General features: G+C 44.8%; 25 protein-coding genes. 19 read left to right on the top strand and 6 right to left on the bottom strand.

The features are described 5' to 3' along the window. Positions 1-73 precede the first annotated feature (73 nt). Positions 74-415: a hypothetical protein gene (locus tag ASD24_RS09070; protein WP_056694663.1), complete on the bottom strand. Its 342-nt coding sequence runs from the start codon at positions 413-415 to the stop codon at positions 74-76. 272 nt (positions 416-687) lie between these two features. Here ASD24_RS09070 and ASD24_RS09065 point away from each other — a divergent pair, with 272 nt between their 5' ends. The 3 genes from ASD24_RS09065 to ASD24_RS09055 all read left to right on the top strand — a co-directional run bounded on the left by ASD24_RS09065 (position 688) and on the right by ASD24_RS09055 (position 1,904). After that, the gene (locus ASD24_RS09065; protein ID WP_162248937.1) at positions 688-966 is read left to right on the top strand and encodes a hypothetical protein; all 279 of its coding nucleotides are present in this window, start codon (positions 688-690) and stop codon (positions 964-966) included. A 293-nt stretch (positions 967-1,259) separates the two neighbouring features. After that, the gene (locus ASD24_RS09060) at positions 1,260-1,466 is read left to right on the top strand and encodes a hypothetical protein (protein ID WP_235540477.1); all 207 of its coding nucleotides are present in this window, start codon (positions 1,260-1,262) and stop codon (positions 1,464-1,466) included. Between the two features lie 156 nt (positions 1,467-1,622). Next, complete coding sequence (locus ASD24_RS09055) at positions 1,623-1,904, top strand: hypothetical protein (protein ID WP_056694660.1); 282 nt, start codon at positions 1,623-1,625, stop codon at positions 1,902-1,904. Positions 1,905-2,002: 98 nt separating this feature from the next. Here ASD24_RS09055 and ASD24_RS09050 read toward each other — a convergent pair whose 3' ends face one another. Next, on the bottom strand, positions 2,003-2,539 hold the full coding sequence (locus tag ASD24_RS09050) for a hypothetical protein (protein ID WP_056694657.1): 537 nt from the start codon (positions 2,537-2,539) through the stop codon (positions 2,003-2,005). 101 nt (positions 2,540-2,640) lie between these two features. Here ASD24_RS09050 and ASD24_RS09045 point away from each other — a divergent pair, with 101 nt between their 5' ends. The 11 genes from ASD24_RS09045 to ASD24_RS08995 all read left to right on the top strand — a co-directional run bounded on the left by ASD24_RS09045 (position 2,641) and on the right by ASD24_RS08995 (position 14,425). Further along, positions 2,641-3,003: a hypothetical protein gene (locus ASD24_RS09045; protein ID WP_056694655.1), complete on the top strand. Its 363-nt coding sequence runs from the start codon at positions 2,641-2,643 to the stop codon at positions 3,001-3,003. A 53-nt stretch (positions 3,004-3,056) separates the two neighbouring features. Then, a complete protein-coding gene (locus ASD24_RS09040; protein ID WP_056694651.1) occupies positions 3,057-3,401 on the top strand; it encodes a hypothetical protein in 345 nt (114 codons plus the stop codon). A gap of 15 nt (positions 3,402-3,416) precedes the next feature. Beyond that, positions 3,417-4,004, top strand: a complete 588-nt coding sequence (locus ASD24_RS09035) for a hypothetical protein (protein ID WP_056694649.1) — start codon at positions 3,417-3,419, stop codon at positions 4,002-4,004. Positions 4,005-4,229: 225 nt separating this feature from the next. Next, positions 4,230-5,120: an NAD(P)-dependent oxidoreductase gene (locus tag ASD24_RS09030; protein ID WP_056694647.1), complete on the top strand. Its 891-nt coding sequence runs from the start codon at positions 4,230-4,232 to the stop codon at positions 5,118-5,120. Positions 5,121-5,560: 440 nt separating this feature from the next. Further along, positions 5,561-6,271: a nuclease-related domain-containing protein gene (locus ASD24_RS09025; RefSeq protein ID WP_235540475.1), complete on the top strand. Its 711-nt coding sequence runs from the start codon at positions 5,561-5,563 to the stop codon at positions 6,269-6,271. Positions 6,272-6,628: 357 nt separating this feature from the next. Further along, positions 6,629-7,510 carry a hypothetical protein gene (locus ASD24_RS09020; protein ID WP_056694643.1) on the top strand — a complete coding sequence of 294 codons (882 nt, stop codon included), beginning with the start codon at positions 6,629-6,631 and terminating at the stop codon, positions 7,508-7,510. 255 nt (positions 7,511-7,765) lie between these two features. Further along, positions 7,766-9,526 (top strand): cache domain-containing sensor histidine kinase, encoded by a 1,761-nt coding sequence (locus ASD24_RS09015; protein ID WP_235540473.1) that lies wholly within the window; start codon positions 7,766-7,768, stop codon positions 9,524-9,526. Positions 9,527-9,531: 5 nt separating this feature from the next. Beyond that, positions 9,532-10,632 carry a response regulator gene (locus ASD24_RS09010; protein ID WP_056694640.1) on the top strand — a complete coding sequence of 367 codons (1,101 nt, stop codon included), beginning with the start codon at positions 9,532-9,534 and terminating at the stop codon, positions 10,630-10,632. Positions 10,633-10,903: 271 nt separating this feature from the next. Beyond that, entirely contained in the window at positions 10,904-11,821 is a 918-nt protein-coding gene (locus ASD24_RS09005) for an ABC transporter permease (RefSeq protein WP_056694723.1), read from the top strand. 19 nt (positions 11,822-11,840) lie between these two features. Beyond that, positions 11,841-12,710, top strand: a complete 870-nt coding sequence (locus tag ASD24_RS09000) for a carbohydrate ABC transporter permease (protein WP_056694637.1) — start codon at positions 11,841-11,843, stop codon at positions 12,708-12,710. A 59-nt stretch (positions 12,711-12,769) separates the two neighbouring features. Continuing rightward, the gene (locus ASD24_RS08995; protein ID WP_056694635.1) at positions 12,770-14,425 is read left to right on the top strand and encodes an extracellular solute-binding protein; all 1,656 of its coding nucleotides are present in this window, start codon (positions 12,770-12,772) and stop codon (positions 14,423-14,425) included. 202 nt (positions 14,426-14,627) lie between these two features. On the opposite strand, the gene ASD24_RS08990 is transcribed toward ASD24_RS08995, so the two are convergent. The 4 genes from ASD24_RS08990 to ASD24_RS08980 are packed head-to-tail and all read right to left on the bottom strand — an operon-like array spanning position 14,628 to position 17,594. Next, the gene (locus ASD24_RS08990) at positions 14,628-15,290 is read right to left on the bottom strand and encodes a hypothetical protein (protein ID WP_056694634.1); all 663 of its coding nucleotides are present in this window, start codon (positions 15,288-15,290) and stop codon (positions 14,628-14,630) included. Between the two features lie 13 nt (positions 15,291-15,303). Further along, a complete protein-coding gene (locus ASD24_RS08985; protein ID WP_056694632.1) occupies positions 15,304-16,650 on the bottom strand; it encodes an arsenic transporter in 1,347 nt (448 codons plus the stop codon). Then, a complete protein-coding gene (locus tag ASD24_RS30200; protein ID WP_156395389.1) occupies positions 16,651-16,791 on the bottom strand; it encodes a hypothetical protein in 141 nt (46 codons plus the stop codon). It lies immediately after the preceding gene. Between the two features lie 53 nt (positions 16,792-16,844). Next, positions 16,845-17,594, bottom strand: a complete 750-nt coding sequence (locus tag ASD24_RS08980; protein WP_056694630.1) for a hypothetical protein — start codon at positions 17,592-17,594, stop codon at positions 16,845-16,847. 345 nt (positions 17,595-17,939) lie between these two features. On the opposite strand from ASD24_RS08980, the gene ASD24_RS08975 reads away from it, so the two are divergent. The 5 genes from ASD24_RS08975 to ASD24_RS08955 all read left to right on the top strand — a co-directional run bounded on the left by ASD24_RS08975 (position 17,940) and on the right by ASD24_RS08955 (position 25,300). Then, a complete protein-coding gene (locus ASD24_RS08975) occupies positions 17,940-18,992 on the top strand; it encodes a CotH kinase family protein (RefSeq protein ID WP_235540470.1) in 1,053 nt (350 codons plus the stop codon). Between the two features lie 246 nt (positions 18,993-19,238). Beyond that, positions 19,239-21,044: an ABC transporter ATP-binding protein gene (locus ASD24_RS08970; protein WP_056694626.1), complete on the top strand. Its 1,806-nt coding sequence runs from the start codon at positions 19,239-19,241 to the stop codon at positions 21,042-21,044. Continuing rightward, complete coding sequence (locus tag ASD24_RS08965; RefSeq protein ID WP_056694624.1) at positions 21,025-22,863, top strand: ABC transporter ATP-binding protein; 1,839 nt, start codon at positions 21,025-21,027, stop codon at positions 22,861-22,863. Before ASD24_RS08970 ends, ASD24_RS08965 begins: the two co-directional genes overlap by 20 nt. Positions 22,864-23,333: 470 nt before the next feature. Next, positions 23,334-23,756: a MarR family winged helix-turn-helix transcriptional regulator gene (locus tag ASD24_RS08960; protein ID WP_056694621.1), complete on the top strand. Its 423-nt coding sequence runs from the start codon at positions 23,334-23,336 to the stop codon at positions 23,754-23,756. Positions 23,757-23,992: 236 nt separating this feature from the next. Beyond that, the gene (locus tag ASD24_RS08955) at positions 23,993-25,300 is read left to right on the top strand and encodes an MATE family efflux transporter (RefSeq protein ID WP_156395392.1); all 1,308 of its coding nucleotides are present in this window, start codon (positions 23,993-23,995) and stop codon (positions 25,298-25,300) included. Positions 25,301-25,472: the final 172 nt, after the last annotated feature.

Below are 25,472 nucleotides of genomic sequence, written 5' to 3'. Positions count from 1 at the left end.
TAAAAGCAGCGATACACCTGAACATGATGTTTGGCGTGTACGCTGCTTTTTTGTGTAGGCAAATATAGTGGATTTAGTCCTCATACATCGAGTTAAGAGGTTGGATATCATCAGGTACTGAGCCTGTTTTGACTTCATACGTATCATAGTCGACCATTGCAAATATTTCTTGAGATGTATTCCCTTTAACATGCCCCGTTAGTGATACCGTATGGGACAAGTCAGACGGAATGAATCGGTGGCCTGTAAACTCAACATCAATTCCATAGGTTTCTTTAAAATAGGTTAGGCTCGCCATCTCAGCTTTTTCAACAATTTCTTTTTGCTCGCTGGGCATGCAAGCTGATAATAACACAATGATTAAACTTAACGTTAGGAACACGTTTAGAGGTGACCGTCTTTTATGATCAAGCATATCTACTACTCCTTGCTGGAAATTACTTGATTTTTTTATCCAATAACGCTTTTGGTACAACGGTATGTGAAATGAATACTTAATAATATACGTCAACTTTTTAACTCAGTAAACACCGATTCATGGGAAAGTAATTGAACCAGATGGAGCAAAATTTCACATGCATGGAAAGTCTGAGCTTCATGTACAGCTGGTTTTATTAGGTTCATAAGTGTGCTAGGCTTGAATAGTAAACAAATACCAATGAAGGAGTTGAGTGAAAGAAGACTCTTATGATGAAGAAAAAAATTGCATCAGCATTTGTTATATTATCTGTTCTTGAACTCATCGTATTAATTTTTATTGGTGGATCTATTATCCATACCATCATTCAGCCGGATACATTCACAGGAATTATATCCTTACCATTAGCAGCCTGTTTTCTTTCGTTATGGATGTTTTTCTCCAAACAAAAACTAGAAGAACGTATCGTAGCAATGCAAATTTGCTTCATTACAGCATGTTTGACATTAGGGCCATTAGTATGTCTATGGTTGGTGACTACGGGTTAATGGATACTTTTGCGAAGATGATTGTTGAACGAGAGCAATCCAAATAAATGCTATCGAAGAGGAGCCTGGACAATGTGTCCGGGCTTTTTTCGTATGAGTGGGATTCTGTTGAGTCCCTTACTTATGCCTAATCTGCAAGAGTATATTTTCCAATTTTAGGTTGTGAGATCTGAGTAAAAAAGGTAAACTTTCCTTTCAAAGGATTTAGGCAATTGCAGCTTAAAATAGAAAGCATATACACAGCGTTCAGCATATCGCATCCATTTTACATTGTGATAAGGAGAGTGAGTTTCTTGTCTATTACGACACCGATTCTGCAAAACATGAATATGATCGGAATCCTTTTGTTGCTAGTGGGTAACGCGTTTTACTTGATGCATCTTCGTAAGGTCAGAAGAGAAAGAGCGTTAACAAAAAGGGAGTCGTTGCTGGTTGTTGTGGCGCAAGCAGGTTATTTACTGTGGGCAGGGAGCCATTTGCTTGAGATGCTATCTACTTAAGTGCAGGTAAGTATGTAGAAAAAAAAGCAAACTTCCTCACTTTGAAAGTGTTGATGAAGTAGGGTCTGTGAGTAGATATGAATAGATGGCATCATCGTGTTATATAAGGTTGGCTAATTTTGTGTTTATTTTCAATACGAGGGGAGAAAACGCAGAATGGGTACAAGCACTTCATGGGATCAGGAAGAGGAACGAATGTACAACGAGCTAAGGGCTCTGGTGGAAGAGGCTGAGGGGCAAGAGCAACGGAGAAAGATGTTGAATCGTATGATCAAACAGCTCCGGAACGCCAGATGGCGGAAGAAAATTCTGAACATGGACAATCATCCTTTCTCCAATCTGAGACCTGCGCAACTGGGAATTATGATTACGACTGGAGCACTTACTCCTATTGTATTGTTTTGCATTTTTATATGGTTATCGCTATGGGTAGAATGATGTCGTTATTAAAAGAGCAACCGGTAGCAGGGAAAGAAGCTTTCCGAGCTAACGATTGCACTGATACCGAGTGGCTCGCTATCCTCTATGGAAATAGGTTAATTTGATTCTTGGCTACGGTCTTGATCTTGAGTCTGGATATACTTTTGCATATATTGGTGATATTCACGGAAGCTGCCGATGTGATGCAAGGCATCTGATTTGGAAGCGGATTGCAGCTTGATCTTCCCATCACTAGGATGGTCTTTCATCTGAGTTACCACGGATTTGGAGCCTTGAATGTCAATCGACATCTCTTGAATTCGTTGTAAAAGTGCCGGATGTCCGCCATATTGAAGCATCTCAGCAAGGGGTCTCATCTCCTCCAGTTTCTGACTGGAGCGCTCAAGTGTAGTCATCACCTTATCACCATCGGTACTTGCACTAAGGGATACCATGCGATGAATGTGATCTTTTTCCATCCGCTCGAGGGCTTCTAGGTGAGAGGCTTCTAGACGCTTGGGATCACCGAAGCCTTGAGATTGAACGGTGTCATTGGTCTCGGCGGTATGATTCGTATTTCCGTTCCCGCATCCCCATAACAGAGATGAGCAGGCGAGAACTGCTCCAACGGCAACGATGCTTTTTAAACGCATATTGTCACTCCTTCAACATTTTCCTGAAGGTAGTATGAGCTATAAGAATGAAAATAATGCCTTTTTATTTTACTTTTATTAGAGAGAGCCAAGGAGACATCATGAACATATATACGAAGCCGATCTGGAAATGGGCGATTACGATTCTGTATCCGATTTTTTGGTATAGCGTTATGACTTGGGGATCGCCAATGAACTCCTGGTTTATGACCATACTTATACTTATTCTGTTTTGTATGGCATGGGCAGGTGTGAAGGAAATGCTTATCTCGACAGGGCTGACCTGGTTCGTTGCCATTCCATGCTGGTGGTTATTGGTCGCGCGTCCAGATCCATCTGCCACTGCTGCCAATTTTGCCGCACATGTGTGGATCATTCTTGTTATCTATCTGTGCGTCGTTTTTTTGCCTCAGTTGCTTATTCTCACAACACGAATGCGGGTGATGCTGTATTATTCCAAATGACCAGGGTAGGTTAGCCGCTACTATATAGAGCATACATCTGAGGAGGACTACAATTGAAGAAACAAGTTTTGAATAACAAAGAAACGAGTCATACGTATATCGTCGTATTTACCTTCTTATACGGTGTGACGTTGCTAGCATGGCCGCTCGTTGCATTTGCCATGGGAATGTCTTTCGCTGCGCCAACGTCACTAGAATTTCAAGTTGCATCGGACTTGCTGTTCAAGATTTTAATGTCATATCCAATTAGTGTGATCGCAGCAATCATCGGAGGATGGGCTTCATATCGGTCGGAACGGTATATCTTTCCTTACTGGATGATGCAACTGCCTCTATTGTGGATTATTGCATTCTTCACAGTCGACAGATTTGGAAAGTATCTAAATTTTTTGGGTTAACAAGGGGAGAAGCACATGAATATGCCTCAAAATAGAAAGAAACGTGGAATACGAATAGGTTTGTTCGTTGCCGCGCTATTTGTTGCAATGCTATTGCTACTACCGAATACATATGGTTTTTCCAGAGATTTGCATACCATGCTTAACGAATATAACATTCAGCCGGAACAAGTGAAGGTTGTGGCAGATATTGATTCCAGAACTCAACTCGTTTTTTATGATAACTATGCTACAGAGGGACTTTCCCTTGCTTTTGCACAACAGAAACGATGGTCCTCTGAGTTAAGGTTAACTGGAGGTTCTCTCTATGACGACCCTAGCGAAAGGGTAAATACCCATATCTCGGCATTACAGTGGTCGGATAAGGACTATAACACCATCCTGTATGGAACCATTCACGATCCGAGCATCACTCAGTTGAAACTAAGCTATGATACAGCCTCTGCCTCAGCTCCAATTGAAGCGAACATTGCCCCTTTAGCGAACGAGGACAGGCTCTGGTACGTTATCCTTACAGAACCCTTAACAGAATTGAAGTTAAACATGGTTGGATTAAATGAAAATGGAGCTACAATCTATACGTATGGAGATGCCGAGATTTAGGGCGCATCTAAGAAGATTCAAGCGAGCTATCGCTCGGAGCTGAATCATCGGCACGTCGTTGTCAACGTTATAGCTCCATCTATATAAATGGTTATTTTTTAGGATTTTTCATAGAAAGCTGCAATCGAGATGGACGAACCCGTCGGAAAGGATTAACATTAAACGTATCACTATCCTTGAGATAGCACTAGAAGAAATAGAGATCGTTAAGGGAGGAAACCTACGATGGCACGATCTAAGGTACCAGGAGAAGTACATGTTGGCTTTATTGGAACAGGTGTGATGGGCAAAAGCATGGCAGGGCATATCCAGCAAGCAGGCTATCCGTTACATGTCTATACCCGAACGGCAGCCAAAGCAGAAGCTTTGGTAAAGGAAGGTGCGGTATGGCATGATTCACCTGCCAAACTCGCTGCTGCCTGTGATGTAGTTATCACCATGGTTGGCTATCCGAAAGACGTGGAAGAAATCTATCTTGGCGAGGACGGATTAGTGGCGAATGCCAAACTGGGCTCGTACTTGATCGATATGACTACATCTAGCCCATTGCTGGCTGCTCGGATCTATGAAGCGGCTGAGGCGAAAGGGCTGCATGCTCTGGATGCACCTGTATCAGGCGGCGACATTGGCGCTCGTGATGGTAAGCTCTCCATTATGGTTGGTGGATCTTCAGAGGCATTCGAGGCTGTTCGTCCTCTGTTTGAGCAGATGGGTACAAATATCGTATTGCAAGGCAAAGCCGGAGCTGGTCAACATACTAAAATGTGCAACCAGATTGCGATTGCTTCCGGCATGATGGGTGTATGCGAAGCACTCGCCTACGCGAAGACTTCGGGATTGGACGCGGAGAGTGTGCTGAAGAGCATTGCCACCGGTGCAGCCGGCAGTTGGTCGCTTAGTAATCTCGGACCGCGGATGATCGCTGGTGATTTCGAGCCAGGATTCTATGTGAAACATTTTATTAAAGACATGGGAATTGCCTTAGAATCGGCGAAAGCCATGGGCATGAAGACACCAGGGTTAGCACTGGCAGAGTCGCTGTACCAAGAGATTGCCCAGAATGGATTCGATGAGAAAGGTACGCAAGTCCTCTACACATATTATCTTCAAGCATAATAACGATCATAGTTACGATGATGACAAAGGTCGTGTGTTCTTTTTTCTTCCGATTGGAGAAAGGCACACGGCCTTTTTTAGATAATGGAATTTATACGTTTCTCAGCGGAGCGGAACTGAACCATTCAATTATCGTAAGAAAAGCTTCAGTTAAACACGATCCGTCTTCTTTGAAGTACGTCGATACAAGTTTTTCTTACAAAATCCCCTCATATTTATGCGTCTAAAGTCACAGTATTGGTTAAATATCCATGTATAATGGAAGTGAATCTTGAATTTTTGGCGTATATCCCTTTAATTCTCCTGCTTTTTATCCGACATAAGTAATAGAAGTTTACATAATCAAGTTCATCATTCTTCCTTGGATATTGTTCCGCTTCCCGCAAAGACCCGTAAACCTACACTAAATCGAACGGAGCTTGCCCATGTTCAAAAAAATAATGTCTCTGTTCAAGTCACAGCCAGAGCTAGCAAACTCGATTACTGCTTCAGCCCCGCCGATGTCTGCGACAATCCCAAGTCGGACACGGATGGCTCGTAGTCGTCGCAAAACGGAAGGGGACTGGACCCAGCAACCAGAGGAACCAAGTACGGCGGAGCAGCTGTACCGTCTTCCTTCAGAGTACAAATGTTTGCATGATTTACTTGTAACCAATCCCAAATCGCGCTCAGGTTACTCGCAGATTGATCATGTGGTCATCGGGCCAAGAGGGATTTTCGTCATTGAGACTCGTAATTTAACCACAGGAGAGATTCGGGGGGGAAGAAGAGAGGCTAATTGGACGGTCAGCAGCAGCCGAATTAAGATGTACAATCCGTTAATGCAGCATCGCGGACATGTGGAGGCCATTCAAGCACATCTAGGGGATTACAAAAGGGTTCGCATGATCTCCATGGTGACGTTCACCAATCGTTGCCGAATCAGCGTCGATCCTGCTGTTCGCTATGTTCAATCGGATGAACTGATCATCTATGATCATGAACTCGTAGAGACGATTCTGCGTAAGACAGAGAAACTTGAGTCAGAAGTCCCGGAGACGGTGTACAAGGAGCAGGACATTCAAGCCATCTATGAGATGTTATCCTCCGCGAATTCGACAGACTCTCAGATTCGAGCAGAACATATGGAGAAGGCGAAAGGGATTAAGTAGACTCGAGCCCTCTGTATAAGTTGTACAAGTAACAAGTGATTGACCTCAATTCAATCAGCATTCATGAACACCGTTGTCTTCTACTAGATAACGGTGTTTCTTTATTTGTCGGCGCGATATTGATAGGGGAGTTGAAGACCCACATGGCACAGGTATATCGACGTATACACCCAAGATTTAACTTATGCTAAAATACAAACCATATGTAATTGTGAACTATGCATGTTATGTGAATCAAATTTGTGAGCTATGTAATCAATCCATATGAATGGATTGCGTTCGGAAGTTCTATTCATTCTTTGATGTACAGGTTAATGAATCTCAGAGACAATCACAAGATAAGGGGAAGATCACACAATGAATTGGAATCGTTCAATTAAAATGTTCGTTGCATTGTTTAGCTTGGCGGCTGTGTTGACCGCCTGTGGCGGAGGAGCAAAGGAAGCGAAGACGGCGGAGCCGACACAGGACTCCACTCAAGTAACGGCCGCAACTGAAAAGCCAGCAGATCAGACAGCAGCTAGTTCGGATGCCGACACTTCATCTGATTCCAACACAAGCGAGCCAGATTCTTCTGTAAAAGAGGGGCAGATCGGTCTTGATTCAACGATGGATGAACTCGTTGAGAAGTATGCGGACAACGTAGGATATATCCGCATTCCGTTAGATGACCACCCGGTGCGCCGTGTAAGTGAGAAAGATTCCAAGAACGTGAACATTGCCAACTACAGTGATGCTGTAGTTGATCTGAATACGGGCACTCCAATTCATGCGGATTCACAGCAATTGATTGATGATGCGTTTCCTTTCTTTACGACAACTCAAGCACCTGATGTATCCTACATAACGTGGGGGGAAGCGACTAACCTGGAGCGTGCTATGGTCAAAACGCTGTTTATTGCTCGAGAAGGTCTGTTAATTACCGAGGATACGATGAATAACAAGGATTATAGTGCTCCATCCTTTGTTAATACATTGCGTTTCTTCCAACAGTCCTCCGAGTTTGAGTCGATGGCACCTGTTGCACAAACGACGGATGACATCACACTGACCACGTTGTATGACAAGGCTCGTACCTCATGGGGCAAACTAGCAGAGCTCGATCCTACGCAGGATGAAGCAGCATTTGCCGAAGCGTACAAAGCAGCGAGAACAGAGGCAAACAATGCGATGGGATTCCTGAATGTCTTGTTGTCTACGAACAAGGAAGAGCGAATCAAGGAAATTTACGGGGAATAATGACAGCTTGACCAAGAGCAAGTCTGGTCTGGTTGTACAATTTCATTCCTTCATTTGCAATATGCAACGGATTCAAATGTGTTCAAACTCTGATTGCCGCTTCTGTGGTTGTCAGAGTTTTTCTGTTTTTTCACATAGGGGTATGATATGTTTTTACAAGAAACTGGTAAGGAAGTAAGAGTGAGGTGAGTGTATGTGAAGTGGTGGAATCATATTTGTAAACGCTTTAAATTCAAAACGAAACTCATATTGTTTTTGTCGGCGGCCACAGTAGTCATCTCAGGAATTACGGGGCTGATCACCTATCGCATACATATCGACCTTTTTAACGAAGAAGTGAGTCGCCAGTACAGCCTTACCGCAGAACAGATCCTTGCACGTCTAGATTCCCGGGTCAATGATATGTACAAAGTCACCGATTATATCACCCTGAATCCCTCCGTCAAAAATGCCATTAAGGCACAAGAAGCAGGCATCTCCTCCTATGATCAGATGAAGCTGGAAGATGAATTGGATGATCAATTGTACCAGGTACGCTTGGATGCACCTGAGATTATGGGTCTTCGTATTTATGATTTGAAAGAGAACGTCTTTAGTCTTGGAGCTTTTGCGGGCTCATTTCAACAGATGAATCCCTCCTATTTGGCAGAGATGGTTCATAGATTAGAAGGAACAGGCGGCGAATATGTTTGGAATCGTCTGGATTCGGATGCGTTTATACAGGAAGAGAAGACCAATTGGATCTTAGCAGGACGATTAATGCGCTCTGTTGATCTGGAGACGTATGGTGTGATGTTAATTCTGTTTAACACCTCGCTGTTTGAATCGTATCTCAAAGATCTTCGGCTAAATGATGAAGTTGCGGTGTATCTATTCGACACCAATGGTGAGCTTCTATATGCTTTTCATAATCAGGATGCTGATCCACCACCCTTAAAGGAGTTGAGTATAGGGGCAACCGAGATTAGAGATGAACAGGGCACGACACATTTGTATACCAAACAAACTTCAGACAAGGCTAATTTCACCTTGGTCAGCAAAGTATCACTAGCTCAGATTCAGAATAAAGGTAAGATCATCGTAAAAGTCGCTGTCTTCTCTGCGGTTGCTAGCATAGTATGCTCCTGGCTTATTATCACAATCATTAGTGGTAGGTTGTTGCGTCCGCTGGCGAGTATAGTCAATGCGATGAAAAGAGTGCGTGATGGACAGTTCAATACACGGGTACAGATTGAGACCCGGGATGAGCTAGGTTTCATCGGTGAACGATTCAATGCGATGGCTTCCCGGATTGACACACTGATCCATGAAGTGTACGAGCGGGAGCTCAGTGAGAAAGAAGCGGAACTCAAAGCAATTCAAGCACAACTAAACCCTCACTTTTTGTATAACACACTCAGTATGTTTTTCTGGAAATTCTATATGCTTGGTGACGAGAAATCAGCTCGCCTGGTCACTGCCTTGTCCGAAATGCTGCAATATACGCTTGAACCTGTACAGCGGTTAACGACTTTACAAGACGAGATGAACCAGATCGAACATTACTTGCAGATTCAGCAAGCACGTTACCAGGAAGCGTTGTCGATTGAAATTTCCGTTCCTCCAGAATTGCTCCGTTGCCAGGTGATTCGCTTGCTGCTTCAACCGATCGTGGAGAATGTGTTTGTTCATGCGTTTGCAGACAAGAGAGATAACCGTCATCTGGATATTCGTTGCTCACACCAAGATGGACAGAATGTGCTACCAGACATGCTTATCATAGAAGTCTCGGATAATGGCTGCGGCATGAACACATCGGTGATAGAGCGCATTATGGAACCCATGGCACCTGCGGATGAGAAGCGTCAACATATAGGGATGCAGAGCGTTCTTCGAAGAATTGAACTGATTCATGGCGAGCCCTATGGTGTGCAGATCGAGTCGAAGGTAAATGAAGGCACTCTTGTACGGCTTTGCTTACCTTATCAGTTAGGTGAGAATTCTCGTTCAGAACATTCAGATAACAGAGAGGAGTAGGTTCTGTGAATGGACGTTTGCTTGTAGTGGATGATGAAACGTTATTTCGTCAAGGACTGATCCATCTGATTCGGAATAATCCCCTTGGTTGGGAAGTTGTTGGGGAAGCAGCAGATGGAGAAGAAGCAATACAAGTCGTAGACCATTGCACACCTGATCTGATTATTACGGATATCAACATGCCTGTAATGGACGGTCTGGACTTGGCTGAACGTATACACGAGAGTGGACGCGACATCATGATTATTATTCTGACAGGGTATCGTGAATTCGAATATGCGCAGCGCGCTATCCGTTACGGAGCGATTGAATTTCTGCTGAAGCCGTTTTCCCTCGATGAAGCATGTCAGGTGCTACGTAAGGCACATGAACGATATCGTCAGAAACAGTCCGACAATCAGATCAGGGCACAATACAGTCAAGTAGACCGAACCGAAAGACTGAGAGAGGAACTGAATTCGCTATTGCTCCACCATCAATTCGCAACGATGACTCATCGTATAGATGCTCTCTTAATAGAAGCGTCCCAGATGACTCTGCCACGAGCCAAAGAAGAGGTACATATGCTTATGAAGGTGATGACAGAATTGCTGGCACAGCAGCTTCAACTCCAGGATTCCAGTAGCACGGAGCAATTTGGTCCAGAGCCACTGTTATGGGTTCATCACGTACCGGAAGTCATCGCCTGGGCTCGCTGTAAGAGTGAAGAGTGGTTGGATATGCTGAGAAGGTTAACTCAGGAACATCAGGATCATGTCATTACACGAGTGGTGCAGTATGTTGAGATGAATTATTTCAGAAGTTGCACGTTGCAATCAGTCTCCACGCATGTTCATGTGACACCCAATTATTTAAGTCATTTGTTCAAAAAAGAGACCGGACAAGGCTTCAGCCAATATGTAAGCAGACGCCGAATTGAGAAAGCAAAGCTGCTGCTTCACCGTACCCGGCAGAGCATGGCGGACATCGCCGAACAAACGGGGTTTGATAATTCCAGTTATTTCACGACGGTATTCAAACAAATGACAGGTGTCTCGCCCCGCGAATACCGCAAGCAAAAAGGTGAACAGGTAGACAAGAAAATAGGCGGAATTCCCCACAAGTAACCGTGTAATAAACAGTCTGCTTTTTCTAATGTATATCGTTTCGAACGAAACCCGCTCCCTTAGCGGCAAAATATCAAGGATGACCCCACCAGACCATGTGGGGTTATTTTTGTGTAGAAATTTAAAAAAGAATCGTTAAATATCGAATGTTTACGCTTACATTTTTATCTAAAATACAACTATAGTACATCAGCAGTTGAAGGGAGTGATGCAAATGAAGGGGGAACTGACCGCAGGTTCGCCATCTGGTTTCCAACCACCGGACGATGAAATGAAGCAGCGCATTCGGCAGCAACGGCTGCGACGATTCAAGATGAATATTCCGTTAATCGTAATGTTTGTCCCAGTAATTTTGTTCTATCTGACCTTTCGTTATGCGCCCATCGGGGGATTGGTCATGGCCTTCAAGGATTATAATTTTTACGACGGTCTATGGAACAGTCCATGGGTGGGCTTGCAGCATTTTCAGACACTGTTCAGTGATCCACGTACGGTGGAGATTATTCGTAACACCTTGTTCCTCAGTTTATTAAGCATCATTATTGGATTCCCCATTCCGATTATTCTAGCTATTATGCTGAATGAAGTGCGGAACATGGCTTTCAAGCGGACAGTACAGACGGTGGTCTATATGCCGCATTTCTTCTCTTGGGTCATTATTGCGATGATGATCATGACGGTATTCTCCTTGGAGAATGGCATCGTGAACCGCTGGGTCGAAGCCTGGACCGGAGAACCTTATCCGTTTATGTATAACAAGGGTTCATGGATTGCCGTGTTCGTCGGATCTGGTATCTGGAAGGACATGGGCTTTAATGCCATCATTTTTCTCGCGGCACTAACGACTATCGACCCAAGCCAATATGAGGCTGCGCAGATGGATGGAGCCAGTAAGCTACGTCAGATCTGGCATGTGACCATTCCGGGCATTCGCTCCACGATTATCCTCCTGCTGATCTTGTCGATGGGACGGGTGATGGAGGTTGGATTCGACCAAGTGTATATGCTTCAGAACTCGAATGTCAACGAGATTGCGGATGTAATCAGTACGTATATATACCGCACCGGTCTTCAGGGAGCTCAATTCAGTCTGACGACAGCAATGGGGCTATTCGAGTCACTAGTTGCCTTTATCCTCATTTTCAGCGCGAACTATATTGCACGTCGATTTAACGAAGGTTTGTGGTAGGGAGGGGAACAGAAGCGGCATGAGAAAAACTAGAGGAGAAAAAGTCTTTTATCTAATCAATTATGTATTGTTGTCATTGGTAGCGATTAGCTGCATCCTGCCTCTACTGAATATCGTCGCCTTATCGTTCAGTGATGCAAGAGCCGTCGTTTCTGGTCAGGTAGGATTATGGCCGGTCGATTTTACATGGTTCTCGTATCACAGTCTGATTACGGGGACGCCGATTCTGAATGCATTTTGGAACAGTGTGGAGATTACTTTAATTGGTACTGGGCTAAGCATGGCCGTAACCATTATGGCGGCTTATCCGCTGTCACGCAGACACTTTTATCACAGACGCTTTTTTACGATGGCGATGGTGTTTACGATGATTTTTAACGGTGGACTCATTCCAACGTATCTGGTTGTGCAGAATCTCGGTCTAGTGAACAGTTATGGAGCACTCTGGTTACCGGGTCTCGTGAGCACATATAACATGTTGATCATGCGATCTTATTTTGAAAATCTGCCGGGGGAAGTAGACGAGGCTGCACGCATCGACGGGTGTGGAGAACTTGGGCTTTTGTTCCGAATCGTACTGCCGTTATCCAAACCATTGCTGGCGACGATTGCTCTCTTTTACGGTGTAGGCTACTGGAACTCATTCATGAGCGTGATGATTTATATCAATGATACGTCGAAATACAACATGACCGTGCTTGTCCAAAACATGATTATGTCCAATCTGAATGTACAGGATTTTACCGATCCAACGATGATTTCGAACCTGACTCCAGAAGGTATCCGAGCAGCGGCTGTCATCGTGATGGTCATACCTATTTTGGCGGTATATCCATTTTTGCAGAAGTACTTTGTCAAAGGGGTCATGCTTGGCTCGATTAAAGGGTAAGGCAGGCTGTTGGTCACATCGCATCCGTTCATAATATAGGGAGAAAGAGGGTCTTATCTATGGCATTAACGATGAAGGCATGGATGAAGTCGAGTCTCGTTCTGGGGTTAATTGGCGGGTTATTGGCTGGATGTTCTGGGGGAGGCTCAGGTGAACAGGCAGAGGGGGAGAATAGCAGGGGGAACATCACGTCAACGATCTATGATCGGGGAGCCGTCCCTAGCGGTATGGGTACGATTGAAGATAATATGTGGTCAAAGTGGATTAATGAGAACGGCCCGGCAAATGTAAAATACACGGCAGTTCCCCGCTGGGAATCCCAATCCAAGCTGAATGTATTATTTGCTTCTGGCAGCGCGCCCGATCTTATCTTTGAATTCGGTACACCGATCCGAAATACGTTGTTTAATCAGAAACAGTTGATGCCGTTAGATGATCTGATCGAGAACTCCAGTGTGGAATACAAGGCACTGATGGAGAAGTATCCGCAGCTTAAGAAAGCGGGCATCAAAAGTGATGGAAAGTTATATGAAGTGGGACGTATGAATGAGGTTTTTCCGCTGACGAGCTTTTTCATTCGGGAAGATTGGCTGGAGAAGCTGAATCTGGAGGTACCGACCAATGAGGAAGAGATGCTGGCAGTTGCCAAGGCGTTTACAGAAAATGACCCTGACGGCAACGGAGTCAATGACACCTACGGTATTGGTGGATTTCAGTTCGGTGACACGGCAGGTCTGTTCCGGTATATGTATAATGCGAACTTTGTGAACATGGAGAACGGAGAGGTTGTGGTTGGCCCTAACCACTTGAAGGAAGCAACCTCATTCAAACGTGCGCTGTATGAAGCAGGTGTAGTAGACAAAGATTTTCTGACCGATAAGGACGGTGCCAAGGCGAAGCAGGATTTCTTGAATGGCAAAATCGGCATGTATGCCGCCATGACCTCCGATTATACGGGGTTTGCAGCCAAGGAACTGGATACATTAATGCAGAATGTTCCAGAGGCAAAATTGAAGGTTATCCCGTTACCTTCTACGTCGGTAGGGCAGTATACGATGGTGTGGAACAACCCGGTTCAGATGACCGCAGCCATCAATGCTCGTGCTAAAAATCCCGAAGCGGCCATGCAGTATATTGATTTTCTAACCAAAACAGAAAACGGTCGCACCTTCAAAAACGGATTTGAAGGCACACATTATACGTTGAACGATCAAGGCTGTCCGCGTATCTCGGATCAGGAGAAATATAAACAAGAGGTAAGTTGGGCGGGTGATTATGCGATGCTATACAGTCGTCTAGAGGAAGGTAAATGCGGATACACTGAAATGCTGTTCAGTGAAGAAATTCCATCTCAGAAGGAGGGGCTCCGTCTCTTCAAGGAAGCGCGAGAGGTATATATGACGGACCTTCCTGTGGGAGAAGGGGTTACCCATTCAGAGCACATGCCGCAACTGCCAAAAGAACTGCAAGTGAAGTTGACCAATGTAACGACAGCCATCAATGATATATACACTCGTTCCATTATTGGCGGCAGTAAGTATACGGTGGAACAGGCTGCGACGGAAGCGCAGCAGAAGTGGGAGCAAGGAGGCGGCTCGGAGATTGAAGCGTGGTACAAAGACTGGTGGAGTAAGGAAAAGGACAATGTACTAGTGTGGGAAGACTTCTATGAAATCTATGAACAGCAACAGGCTGATTTTGAAAAGTCAGAGTGAAATTATTGCTTGGAATGAAGTATATCTGGAGGGACTAGATTACAGTGAAAAGCACTGGTCTACTTCAAATCAAAAGAACCAGGACATCATGTCCTGGTTCTTTTGATTTGAATGTTAGCTCTAAACTAAAGGGATGGTAGGAGGGAAGTATTAGGTTAGGTTCATCAATTATAGACAGATGAACCTTTCACTCTGCTGGTAGTCAAGGGAGGTGAATAGTCTGGATATGGTCGGTATGCATAATTAAAGAAGTCCCTTCCGCTCCTACCAGTGCAAGTAAATGACCATTTATATTCTTCAGTACTCCTGCATGGTAAGGCTTGCAATCAAGGTTGATGATAACAAGTTGGCCTATCATTTTATGCAGTTGCTGATCGAATGTACGGGAGAGTGACATGGACGAGGGCTGAATAGGAAAGTGTTGCTGACTAAGAGAGTAGGGGGTGCTGTTGGTAGGAGATGGAATAATATACTTCAGATGATTGATTGAAACGTATAGAGAAGAATGATATAAGGGAGAGTAGAACATAAAATAGTCATTCATAATGTTCGTAATATAACCATGCAGTTTTCGTCCTGCGATAGATATCTCGCTGAATCGTCCACGGGCGTTCATCAGCATTTTTCGGTACGAAATGTTGTCGTGATCTATCTCAGGATCAGGCTTCGGAATAACTACACTTAAATCTGAGGCGTTGGCGTGCATGGTTTGAATATGGTGAAGTGGAACATAGACAAAACGATTGTTTTCATAGACTACAATCAGATCCTGACCTACATCAATGATCTCTCCTTGAATTGGAAGTTTACAACCAGACAGTTCCAATTCAATTGATTTACCCAGCCAATGCGTAACGAGTTCCACAGTATTCCTCCTCTCAATAGATTATAGATGTCCAAATAAATAATGAAATTAGGCTAACAATCAGACTGATGGGTACCACAATGATGGTTACTTTCATATACTGTTTCCAGGAGACTCGAATATGATGGGTCTTTAATATATACATCCAAATTAATGTTGCTAAGGTACCTATCGGTGTCAGCAAGGCTCCGATATCACTTCCCAGAATATTTGCAAGATACGCAAGATGTAGTTGAGATTCACTCAGTTGAAGATCTGTAACGGCAAAGGTTCCAATCATGACAGAAGGTAAATTGTTGAACAGATTGGAAAGCAGAGTGAGCATCAACCCCGATACAGCGATAATACTGGCATTTCCCCCTTCTATCATAGGTTGCATCCACTGAATAATGGATGCTGTCATTCCTGCTCGGTGAAGACTATCCACAATAACATAAATGCTGAAGGCAAAGAGTAGAATGTGCCAAGGTGTTTGTGTTATCACATCTTTGAGTCCAGTACGGGTACGGTACCAACGCACAACGAGCATGAGAATAACACCGGTGAGTGCGACAACTTCCATGCGTATACCGACTTGCTCAGCTAAAAAATATCCTGCTCGGATAAATACAACGATGCCTATACAGACACGGAACAGCCACCAGTCTACTTTATTCTCCGTTTCATCCGTCTGTAGTGGATGATATCCTGAACCTGATGAAGATTGCAGGGATACAGGGAAGTGATGGATGACTTTGGGAATACTCTTGCGGAAATAATAGAATAGAAGTACGGTCATCACCATGATCGCAAGCATAGAGGGCACAAACATCATCAGAGTATACGTATTCAGATTTAAGCCTACCATTTGCAGAGCAATCAGATTAGCCAGATTACTTAGTCCAATTGGCGCACTGGAAGCCGTAGCGATGAGCGCACCGGAGATCAGGTAGGGCAACTGTTGATGCATTTTCAAACGAAGAATGAAACAGATTCGAATAATAATCGGCGTTGTGATTAGAATACTGCCATCATTATTGAAGAAGATGGTCATGAGAAAACAAAGTAATAGAATTAGCCAGAACAATCGAAAGCCAGAACCTCTCGCTTTCTCAATCATATTCAAGGCGATCCAGCGAAAAAAACCGATGCTATCCAGAATAATTGACATTACAATTGTAGAGAGAATCGTTACGGCTGCACCAGATACGATTCCGAAGATTCCAACAATATGAGCATAGCTGCTCACTCCAGTTAAAATAAGAAGAAGGGCGCCAAGTGAAGTGGGGATGGATTCATTTAATCCACCAGGACGCCACATCAGGAAAATGACAGTGATGATAAATACCCCAAAGGTTAACCACATCTGGTAGTCCGACATTTACTGTGATTCACCTCCCAGGGGGAGAAGTCCGGACGAAGCTTGGAGTAGATATTCATGGGATGGAGTGGTAGGTCTTCCGGGCGCAACGATCCAGTAAAAAGGCACACCAATTAAGACTAATGTAATGAAGATCAACATGATAATTCCCCCCTTTAAGCTAATAGATAATTTAAGATATTAGTTTAGTTTGGTTACTTCTTTTTACCGCCAGATTTGTTGCCACGGGATTGACTGCCTTTGTCGCCTTGATTGCCACGGGATTTGTTCCCACCTGATTTGTTGCCACGGGCTTGGTTCTCTTGAACCTGTTGCCCCTGGGAGCGATTGCCTTGATTGTTCCGCGACTTGTTGCCACTGGATTTAGTACCGCCGGACTTATTACCTTGGGCTTGATTTCCTTGGGAACGATTGCCACGGGATTGGTTTCCTTGAACTGCCTGATTACCTTGAGCGGCTTGGTTTCCTTGACTTGTATTATTACTGTTGTTGTTAGTATTACCGTTATTGTTATTGTTGTTGCTCCCACCACGTACGACGGATACAGATTTCACATGTTGTATCGGAATACGAACAATCTCCTGATTTTTCAAAGCCATGATTAATTGGGTCTGGTTGGCATCAGCCAGGATACCTTCGACTTTTTCAGGGCCGCCCCGGTTGATCTGAACACGGCGGAAGCGGAGAGCCTGCATAACGCCCAAAAACGTGTTGGAGGGAATAGGATTACCCATGGCTGCATTTCTGTTACCACCGGAACGACCTGTATCTGTTATGCTTTTGACATGTGATTCATTAACGTAGACGATCCCTTCTTTACAGTTTATTGCCATATAGTCCCAGCGTACGTCCGTCAGTGTACCTTGTACTGAATCAGGACCTCCCCGGTTAATCTTAATTTCTCTTCCCAACAAACCTCTCATTCCTTGACCATTCATAGACATTGTGTTTTACCCCTTCCATGATTTAAGTTCAGATGGACAAAAATGGTGGATGTGATCGTGATCCCTTCCATTTGTCATTCGTGTCTGTCTGTAGTTTAAGCATATGTGACATGCTTCTTGGAGGGACTAGCCAGGAATCTATTTTTATACTATTTTGGCTATAATCTATGAAATTTGAATGTATACTTATAGATTTATAACACGGTTACTTCACATTTTTACATGTGAAGTTGGATGTGATACATACAGGACCGTGCATTCGCCCATACGATTTTCTGTACTTCTGCATAGGATGAGGTAAAGACCTACGGGCGAATCTCACAGGTACTCGAAAGGCGGATGGAAATGGCTTTACCTGTCTACCATATCAGCTTGTCTACAACCGAATATCAACAGTTAACGTCCAATATATGGTCGGATACGTTTGTGAACAGCACGATGCAGATGGATGGCAAGCAGCTTCCGATCCGGATTCGTTACCGAGGGGGGCATACACGCGGTTATGCCAAAAAATCATTCGAGATTCGTACAGCTAGTCGAACGTATCACTTTAATGCAGAGTACGATGATCCTTCGCTCATTCGCAATGCGCTGTCTTTTCGCTTTTTTGAGTCGATCCGGGTGCCTGCGCCATCTACCAAGCACTGCGTTTTATACTTAAACGGACAGCTACTGGGTGTATACCTGAGAATCGAAGGTGTGAAATCCTTCTTTTTTCGCCAAAGGAAAATACCTGTACGTAGTATCTTTTACGCGGTGAATGATCATGCTGGTTTTACATTAAATTCGGATTCCTCTTCAACAAGCATCGATCTATTATCCGGATACAGCTTAATTCGAGGCAAAGATGTGGATCGTACAAGGTTAAGTACCTTTGTTCGGCAGTTGAACACAAAGTCCAGGCTGGAATTGTTTCGTTTTTTACAGTCGAGGGTAGATACGGACAACTATTTGCGCTGGTTAAGTGGAGCTGTGCTTACAGGAAACTTTGACGGATTTCATCAAAATTACACATGGTATGAGAAAATCAAAAGCGGGAAATATGGCATCTTACCTTGGGATTATGAGGGCACTTGGGGGAGGAACTGTTATGGAACGCGAGTTGACTCCAATCTTGTTCGTATTCAGGGCTATAACAAACTTACTGGACGACTGTTGGCATTCCGCAGTTTCCGTCAACAATACAAGAAGCTGATGCAGCAGCACCTAATGAGCGTTTTTACAGAAAAGAGGATTATGCCGCTTGTATATCGCATGCACCGTGAAATTTCCGAAGCAGTCGAGCAAGACCCTTATATGAAATGGCCTATGGATGTGTTTGCTGGTGAACCTGAGAGAATTCGTACCTACGTGGCAGAACGCCGGGAATATCTACATCAGAAGCTACATCAGTTGTGAGCATCCAAACCGCTTGGGAAGGGCATACCTTCCTTTTTTTGCGTTAAAAAAGAGGGGAAGACTATTTCTTGGAGAAAAGTAGGGTAATAAGAATAGGAGCAGGATTGTAAAATACGTTATAATAACCATATATGTACATAGAAAATGATTACATAGTGGGCAAAGTGGAGAAAACAACATGTCTAAGGGAGGCTCTGAACTGGAGTAAAATATACGTTTAGAGCGCTCCGAGCCGGAGGAATGCTTATGATCAAGCTGTTGCACTACTTGAAGAAGTACCGAGTTGCCGCCATTGCTGCCCTGGTCATGATGTTGATTGAGCTTGCAGTGGAGCTGGCTCAGCCGTATCTCATCTCGAAGATTATCGATAACGGCATTCAGGAAGGGAATCTGTCGGTTGTCTGGTTATGGGGCGGCGTGCTCGTGGCGAGTGCAGTTGTTGCTTTTGCTGCCGGAATTGCCAGTTCGTTTTTTGCATCCCATGCGAGCTTAGGATTCGGATACGATCTGCGGGAGAAGCTGTATGATAAAGTGCAAGCGTTCTCTTATGCCGTATTCAATCGTTTCGCCACCTCATCGCTCATTACCCGCTTAACAGGGGACGTTACCCAGGTTCAGGATACCGTCTTCATGAGTCTGCGATTCATGACACGTGTGCCTCTGGTCGTGATTGGTAGCATGATTATGGCCGTGGTTGTGAATCCGCGATTAGGTCTGCTGCTGGTCGTTATGGTGCCTGTGTTGCTTATTGTCGTGGTTTGGATGATCAAAAAGGCAGCGCTGCTGTTCCGCAATGTGCAGCGCAGGCTGGATGCCGTCAACGGAGTCATCCAGGAGAATCTGACAGGCATTCGGCTGATCCGTGTCTTCGTACGGATGGGCCATGAGATTGAACGCTTTGCCGGCTTCAGCGGCAAGCTGATGAAAGGCACGATCTCCGCGCTACGCTTAACGGAGACGACGATGCCGTTCATGCTGCTCATGATGAACGGCTGCATTATCGCTGTGCTATGGTTCGGGCGAGTCGATATTAACTCGGGCAGTGCAACGGTGGGGGAAGTGGTTGCTGTCATTAACTACCTGCTTCGTACCATTGGGGCAATGTCTGCCTTATCGTGGATTCTCGTGACGTTCTCTCGAGCAAGCGCTTCAGCGCAGCGGCTGAATGAAGTATTTGATACAGAGGACGATTCAGAATCGGCTCAGAAGTCAGCATCTAGCTTCTCAGCAGATGAAGGAGGGTCTGCCTCATTAGGACAACGAGGGACATCTGTGTCGATTCAAAAACAACAGGCGATACAAGGTGCAGTCGAATTCAAAAATGTTGGTTTTCATTATCCGAACAGCGATATTACCGTACTTGAAAATATCTCGTTCTCTGCTCGTCGAGGTGAGCGCATTGCCATTATGGGAGCCACGGGCTCAGGCAAGTCTTCACTCGTACAGTTAATTCCAAGGCTCTACACGGAGGACACAGGTCAGATCCGGATTGACGGTACCAACGCAGAACGTCTGGATACCTCGTTGCTGCGAGGGGCAATCGGTTATGTTCCACAGGAGGTCGTTCTATTCACAGGCTCTGTCCGTGATAATATCGCTTGGGGTCGAGAGGATGCTACGCTGGCTGAGATCAAGGAAGCCGCCAAGCGTGCTCAGATTCATGAGACAATCGAGAAATTACCGAATGGTTATGATACACAGTTAGGTCAACGCGGAGTGAATCTATCGGGTGGGCAGAAGCAACGTTTATCCATTGCAAGAGCGTTGATCCGTCGTCCGAGCATTCTAATCCTGGATGACAGTACGAGTGCGCTGGATGTAGCCACAGAAGCAAGATTACTGGATGCATTGGAAGAACTGTCGTGTACGACCTTTATTATTACTCAGAAAATTAGCTCCACAACCTCTGCTGATCTGATTCTGCTACTGGATGATGGACGGCTAATTGGGCAAGGTAAACATGAAGATCTGATGGATTCATCGGAATTGTACCGTCGCATCTATCAATCACAATATGGGGAGGGCACGCCGCATGTTCAAAGCATTCATTGAACCCTTCCGTCAACCGCCACCACCGCTTGATCCTGCAACGCTCAAAGGCGGCGGCTCTAAGCCGAAGGCAAGGGCGAAGAATTGGTCAGGCACATTGGGGCGGATCTGGACGTATCTTGCACGCCGCAAAGTGAAGCTCTCACTGGTGCTACTGATGGTATTTGCAAGCTCAGCACTTGCGCTACTTGGGCCGTATATGGTGGGCGTCGCAGTAGATAGCTTTATGGATGGAGAATCAACCAGCGCTAGTTGGACCAGGTTCCTGCTTGGACTGGTTGCGGTGTATGTATTGTTCTCCCTGACATCTTGGCTGCAAAACATATGGATGATCGAAATCGCACAGGAGACGGTATATCGTATGCGGTATGACCTGTTCTCCCACCTGCACAAATTGCCTATTCCATTCTTCGGCAAGCGCCAGCAAGGTGAGATTATGAGCCGGGTTACGAATGATATCGAGAATGTTAGCGGTACATTGAACAGCTCAGCCATTCAGATTTTTTCAAGTATATTAACGCTACTGGGGACGTTTGGTGTCATGCTCTGGCTGAGTCCATTGCTGACCTTGCTTACATTTATCGTCGTACCGCTTATGGCTCTTGGCATGCGCTGGATTACGCGTAGAACAGGGCCACTCTTCAAGGAGCGGCAGCGTAATCTGGGTGAACTGAATGGATATATTGAAGAGACGTTATCTGGTCAGCGCATCATTAAAGCATTTTCCCAAGAGGAACGGGTTATTCGTGGGTTTGAGGAGCGAAATACACGAATCCGGATTTCCGGCTTCTGGGCGCAGACCATCTCGGGTTTTATACCGAAGCTGATGAACGGACTCAACAACCTGAGCTTCGCCATTGTAGCAGGGATCGGTGGTATTCTGGCGATTCAGGGTACGGTTACCGTGGGGATCATTATCATTTTCGTCGAATATGCTCGTCAATTTACACGTCCGCTGAACGATCTTGCGAATCAGTGGAATACGTTATTATCGGCAATAGCCGGAGCGGAGCGTGTATTTGAAGTGCTTGATGAAGATGAAGAAGCGAAGGATGAAGGTGCAGCGGTATCCCTTGAGAAGGTAGAGGGAGCGGTGCGCTTTGACCGGGTCTCTTTTGGATATGATGAAGGTCGTGACATTTTGCATGAAATTAGCTTTGAAGCGAAGCCGGGAGAGATGATTGCGTTAGTAGGTCCAACTGGGGCAGGCAAAACCACGCTAATACAGCTATTGTCCCGCTTCTATGATCCAACTGCGGGTACGCTGACTGTGGATGGACGGGATCTCACAACCATTCGCCGAGAGAATTTGCGTTCTCATATGGCATTTGTTCTTCAGGATTCATTCCTATTTCAAGGGACGATTCGGGAAAATATCCGCTTCGGCCGTCTGGATGCATCAGACGAAGAGGTGGAGATTGCCTCCAAACTAGCCAATGCGCATTCCTTTATTACGCGAATGAAGGGTGGTTATGACAAAGTGCTCCAGGCCGATGGCAGCGGCATCAGTCAAGGACAGAAGCAACTGCTTGCCATCGCCCGCGCGATTCTAGCGGACCCATCCATTCTTGTGTTAGATGAGGCGACAAGTAGTATTGATACTGTTACGGAGATCAAAATTCAGGAGGGGCTGCAACGTCTTATGCAGGGGCGTACCAGCTTTGTCATTGCTCACAGGCTGAACACGATCCGCCAAGCAGACCGGATTCTAGTGCTGAAGGATGGACATCTGTTGGAACAAGGCTCGCATGACGTCTTGTTGGAACAAGGTGGCTTCTACAGCGAGCTGTATTATAGTCAGCTACGCAAGAAAGCACAGTAATGGCTGGGTGAGTCATTGGCATTCTCAGATAGAGCTTCTCGGTACCACAGGTGCTGAGCGAGATGAATTCATGACCCAAGTAAGAGCAATGGAATAAGAGGATATACAGAAAACGGACATCTATAGGGCAATGTCATTAAGATAAGCTAAACTTAATGACATTGATCTATAAGGGTGTCCGTTTTTGTGTGGATTGTATGATGTACTTTATTGTTACGATACTCCTTCACAGGCGGTGCCCTGTTTCATGAGAAAGGTGGTTGGGCAGCGATTTGATTACACCGATGAGCTGTTGAAACATGGCCTTGCCATATTGTTTACACTCAGGCAGCCATATGAATGATTAGTGTAGCATTCACGTAATGTATCAAATACGATGCTTGACAGTGTAACGAGGCGGATGTATATTTAGCTTACGAACACTTAGATATCTAACTTTAAGGTGTAATACTAAAAGGAGGAGAGTACTCTTGCGGAAAGATACACCGTATTCGGATCTATTTCAAACGATTGGGATCAAGATCAAACGCAAAGCCGATGATCAAGTGAACGAGTTAGGGCTTAATGCTCAACAAGGTCGAATTATCGGATATATCTATGAACATCAGGATAACGGATTGATTCAGAAAAACCTAGCCGAGGCATTCAACCGGCGGGATGCAACGATTACGAGTATGCTGAAAGGCTTGGAGAAGAACGGGTATATCGAGCGGAAGATTCCTTCGGATAATGAGCGGCAGAAGAACTTATACGTCTTGCCTAAGGGCGAGCAAGTGATTCAAGATGTAGCCCAGATGTTTGCCAAGGTTGAGCACGAGATCGTGGCAAGCTTGAACGAAGAAGAACAGGCAACATTGATGCAGTTATTAACTAAGGTTAATCAGAACCTCTAAGAGGTCTGACACACCTGAGCAGGATTAACTGCTCATATCTAAATAGTTAGAATTCAAACAGTTCGCATTCTATTTATCAGTTTTTCCAACGTTGGTTGGTAATGCTGCGATATCTATTTTTTTGTTCAAAAACTTAGATGTCTAATTGTTATAATTAAAAGAGAGGCGGAATTCCGTTGAAAGAAAAACATTCAAACTCATATTATCTGAGCACAGCCCCTGTCCACAAATCCATTATGCATCTGTCTATTCCTATGATGTTGGGCATGTCTGCGGGGACGTTGTATAACCTCATCAATGCTTTTTTCATTGGTCTGGTTCATGATACAGGCATGTTCAGTGCCATTACCCTCGGCTTACCAATCTTCACTGTGTTGATGGCGTTTGGCAATATGTTTGGGGTCGGTGGCGGCACCTTCATTACCCGCCTAACGGCTACGGGTGAAGGGGAGAAAGCGAGGAAGGTTGCAGGTTACTCACTTTACTTCAGCTTAGCTGCTGGTTTATTGATTGCCCTTATCTCATGGTTGTTCATCACGCCGATTGTTCATGGACTTGGCGCCAATCAGGCTGTATATGCATACACGAGTCAGTACGCGATTACCTTATTGGCAGGTGGAGCGATTGTCATCGTGAACTTTGCACTGGAACAGTTGATTCGGTCGGAAGGTGCATCGAAGGAATCGATGTATGGTATGCTCATTAGCATCGTTGCCAGCATTCTATTGGATGTACTATTCATTCTTATCTTCGATTGGCATGTATTCGGTGCTGCACTGTCCATCGTACTGGCGAATGCTTGCTCAGCAGCCTATTATATCTGGTATTTATCATATCGCAGTGAGAATCTGAGAGGCTTCTTGAAGCACTGGAAGCTGAATCTGCAAGATCAGTTAGAGGTGTATAAGATTGGCGTATCCGAACTTCTGCAAACGTCATTCCTGATCGTATCGACTCTGTTGTTGAACCACTATGCCATGACATTTGGTGATCACATTGTTGCTGGCTTTGGTATTGCGCTACGGATTGTGCAGTTGCCTGAGTTTCTAACGATGGGGATCTTCATGGGAATTATTCCGCTCGTGGCGCATAATTTTGCAAGTGGAAACTTTGCTCGATTAAAAGCAACGTATAAACAGGCGACGCTGTATATTGCGGCGATCGCGGTGATTTTTATCGGCATCGTCTATGTATTTAAGGAACAAGTCATTCGCCTGTTCTCATCTGATATCTCGGTGCTTGAGGCCGGAACCGCTATCCTGATTGCGATGCTGATCTCAGCGTTGTTCACCGGGCTTACTGGACTGTTTACTGGTATCTTCAAAGCTGCTGGAGAGGGGATTCCAACCAATGTGATGGCAATCTGCCAAGGAACCTTGTTCATTCCAGTGATCATTATTTTCCATAATTACTTTGGTCTCACAGGCGTGATCTGGTCTATGACTATAACTGAAATTATTACAAGTGTTCTAGGGCTGATCCTGTTTGTATTCCATTACAGACGTATTAGTCAAAAAAACAATCAGCTTGTAGTCAATGCTTAAACTTAGGCTAGGCTGAATATAAGAGCGGGACGGAGGGGCGTAATTCCTTCTGATCCTGCTCTTTACTATTGTTCAATCCTGGCTTGTATACGGAGTGCGTGATACCAGTATTCACTCCAAACTATCAGATATCTCACAGAGGAAATATGGAAGTAGTAACCATGACGTTATG

It is taken from the genome of Paenibacillus sp. Root52 (genome assembly GCF_001426865.1).
Taxonomy (GTDB): Bacteria; Bacillota; Bacilli; order Paenibacillales; family Paenibacillaceae; genus Paenibacillus.
This window is presented reverse-complemented; position numbering and strand designations above follow the sequence as displayed.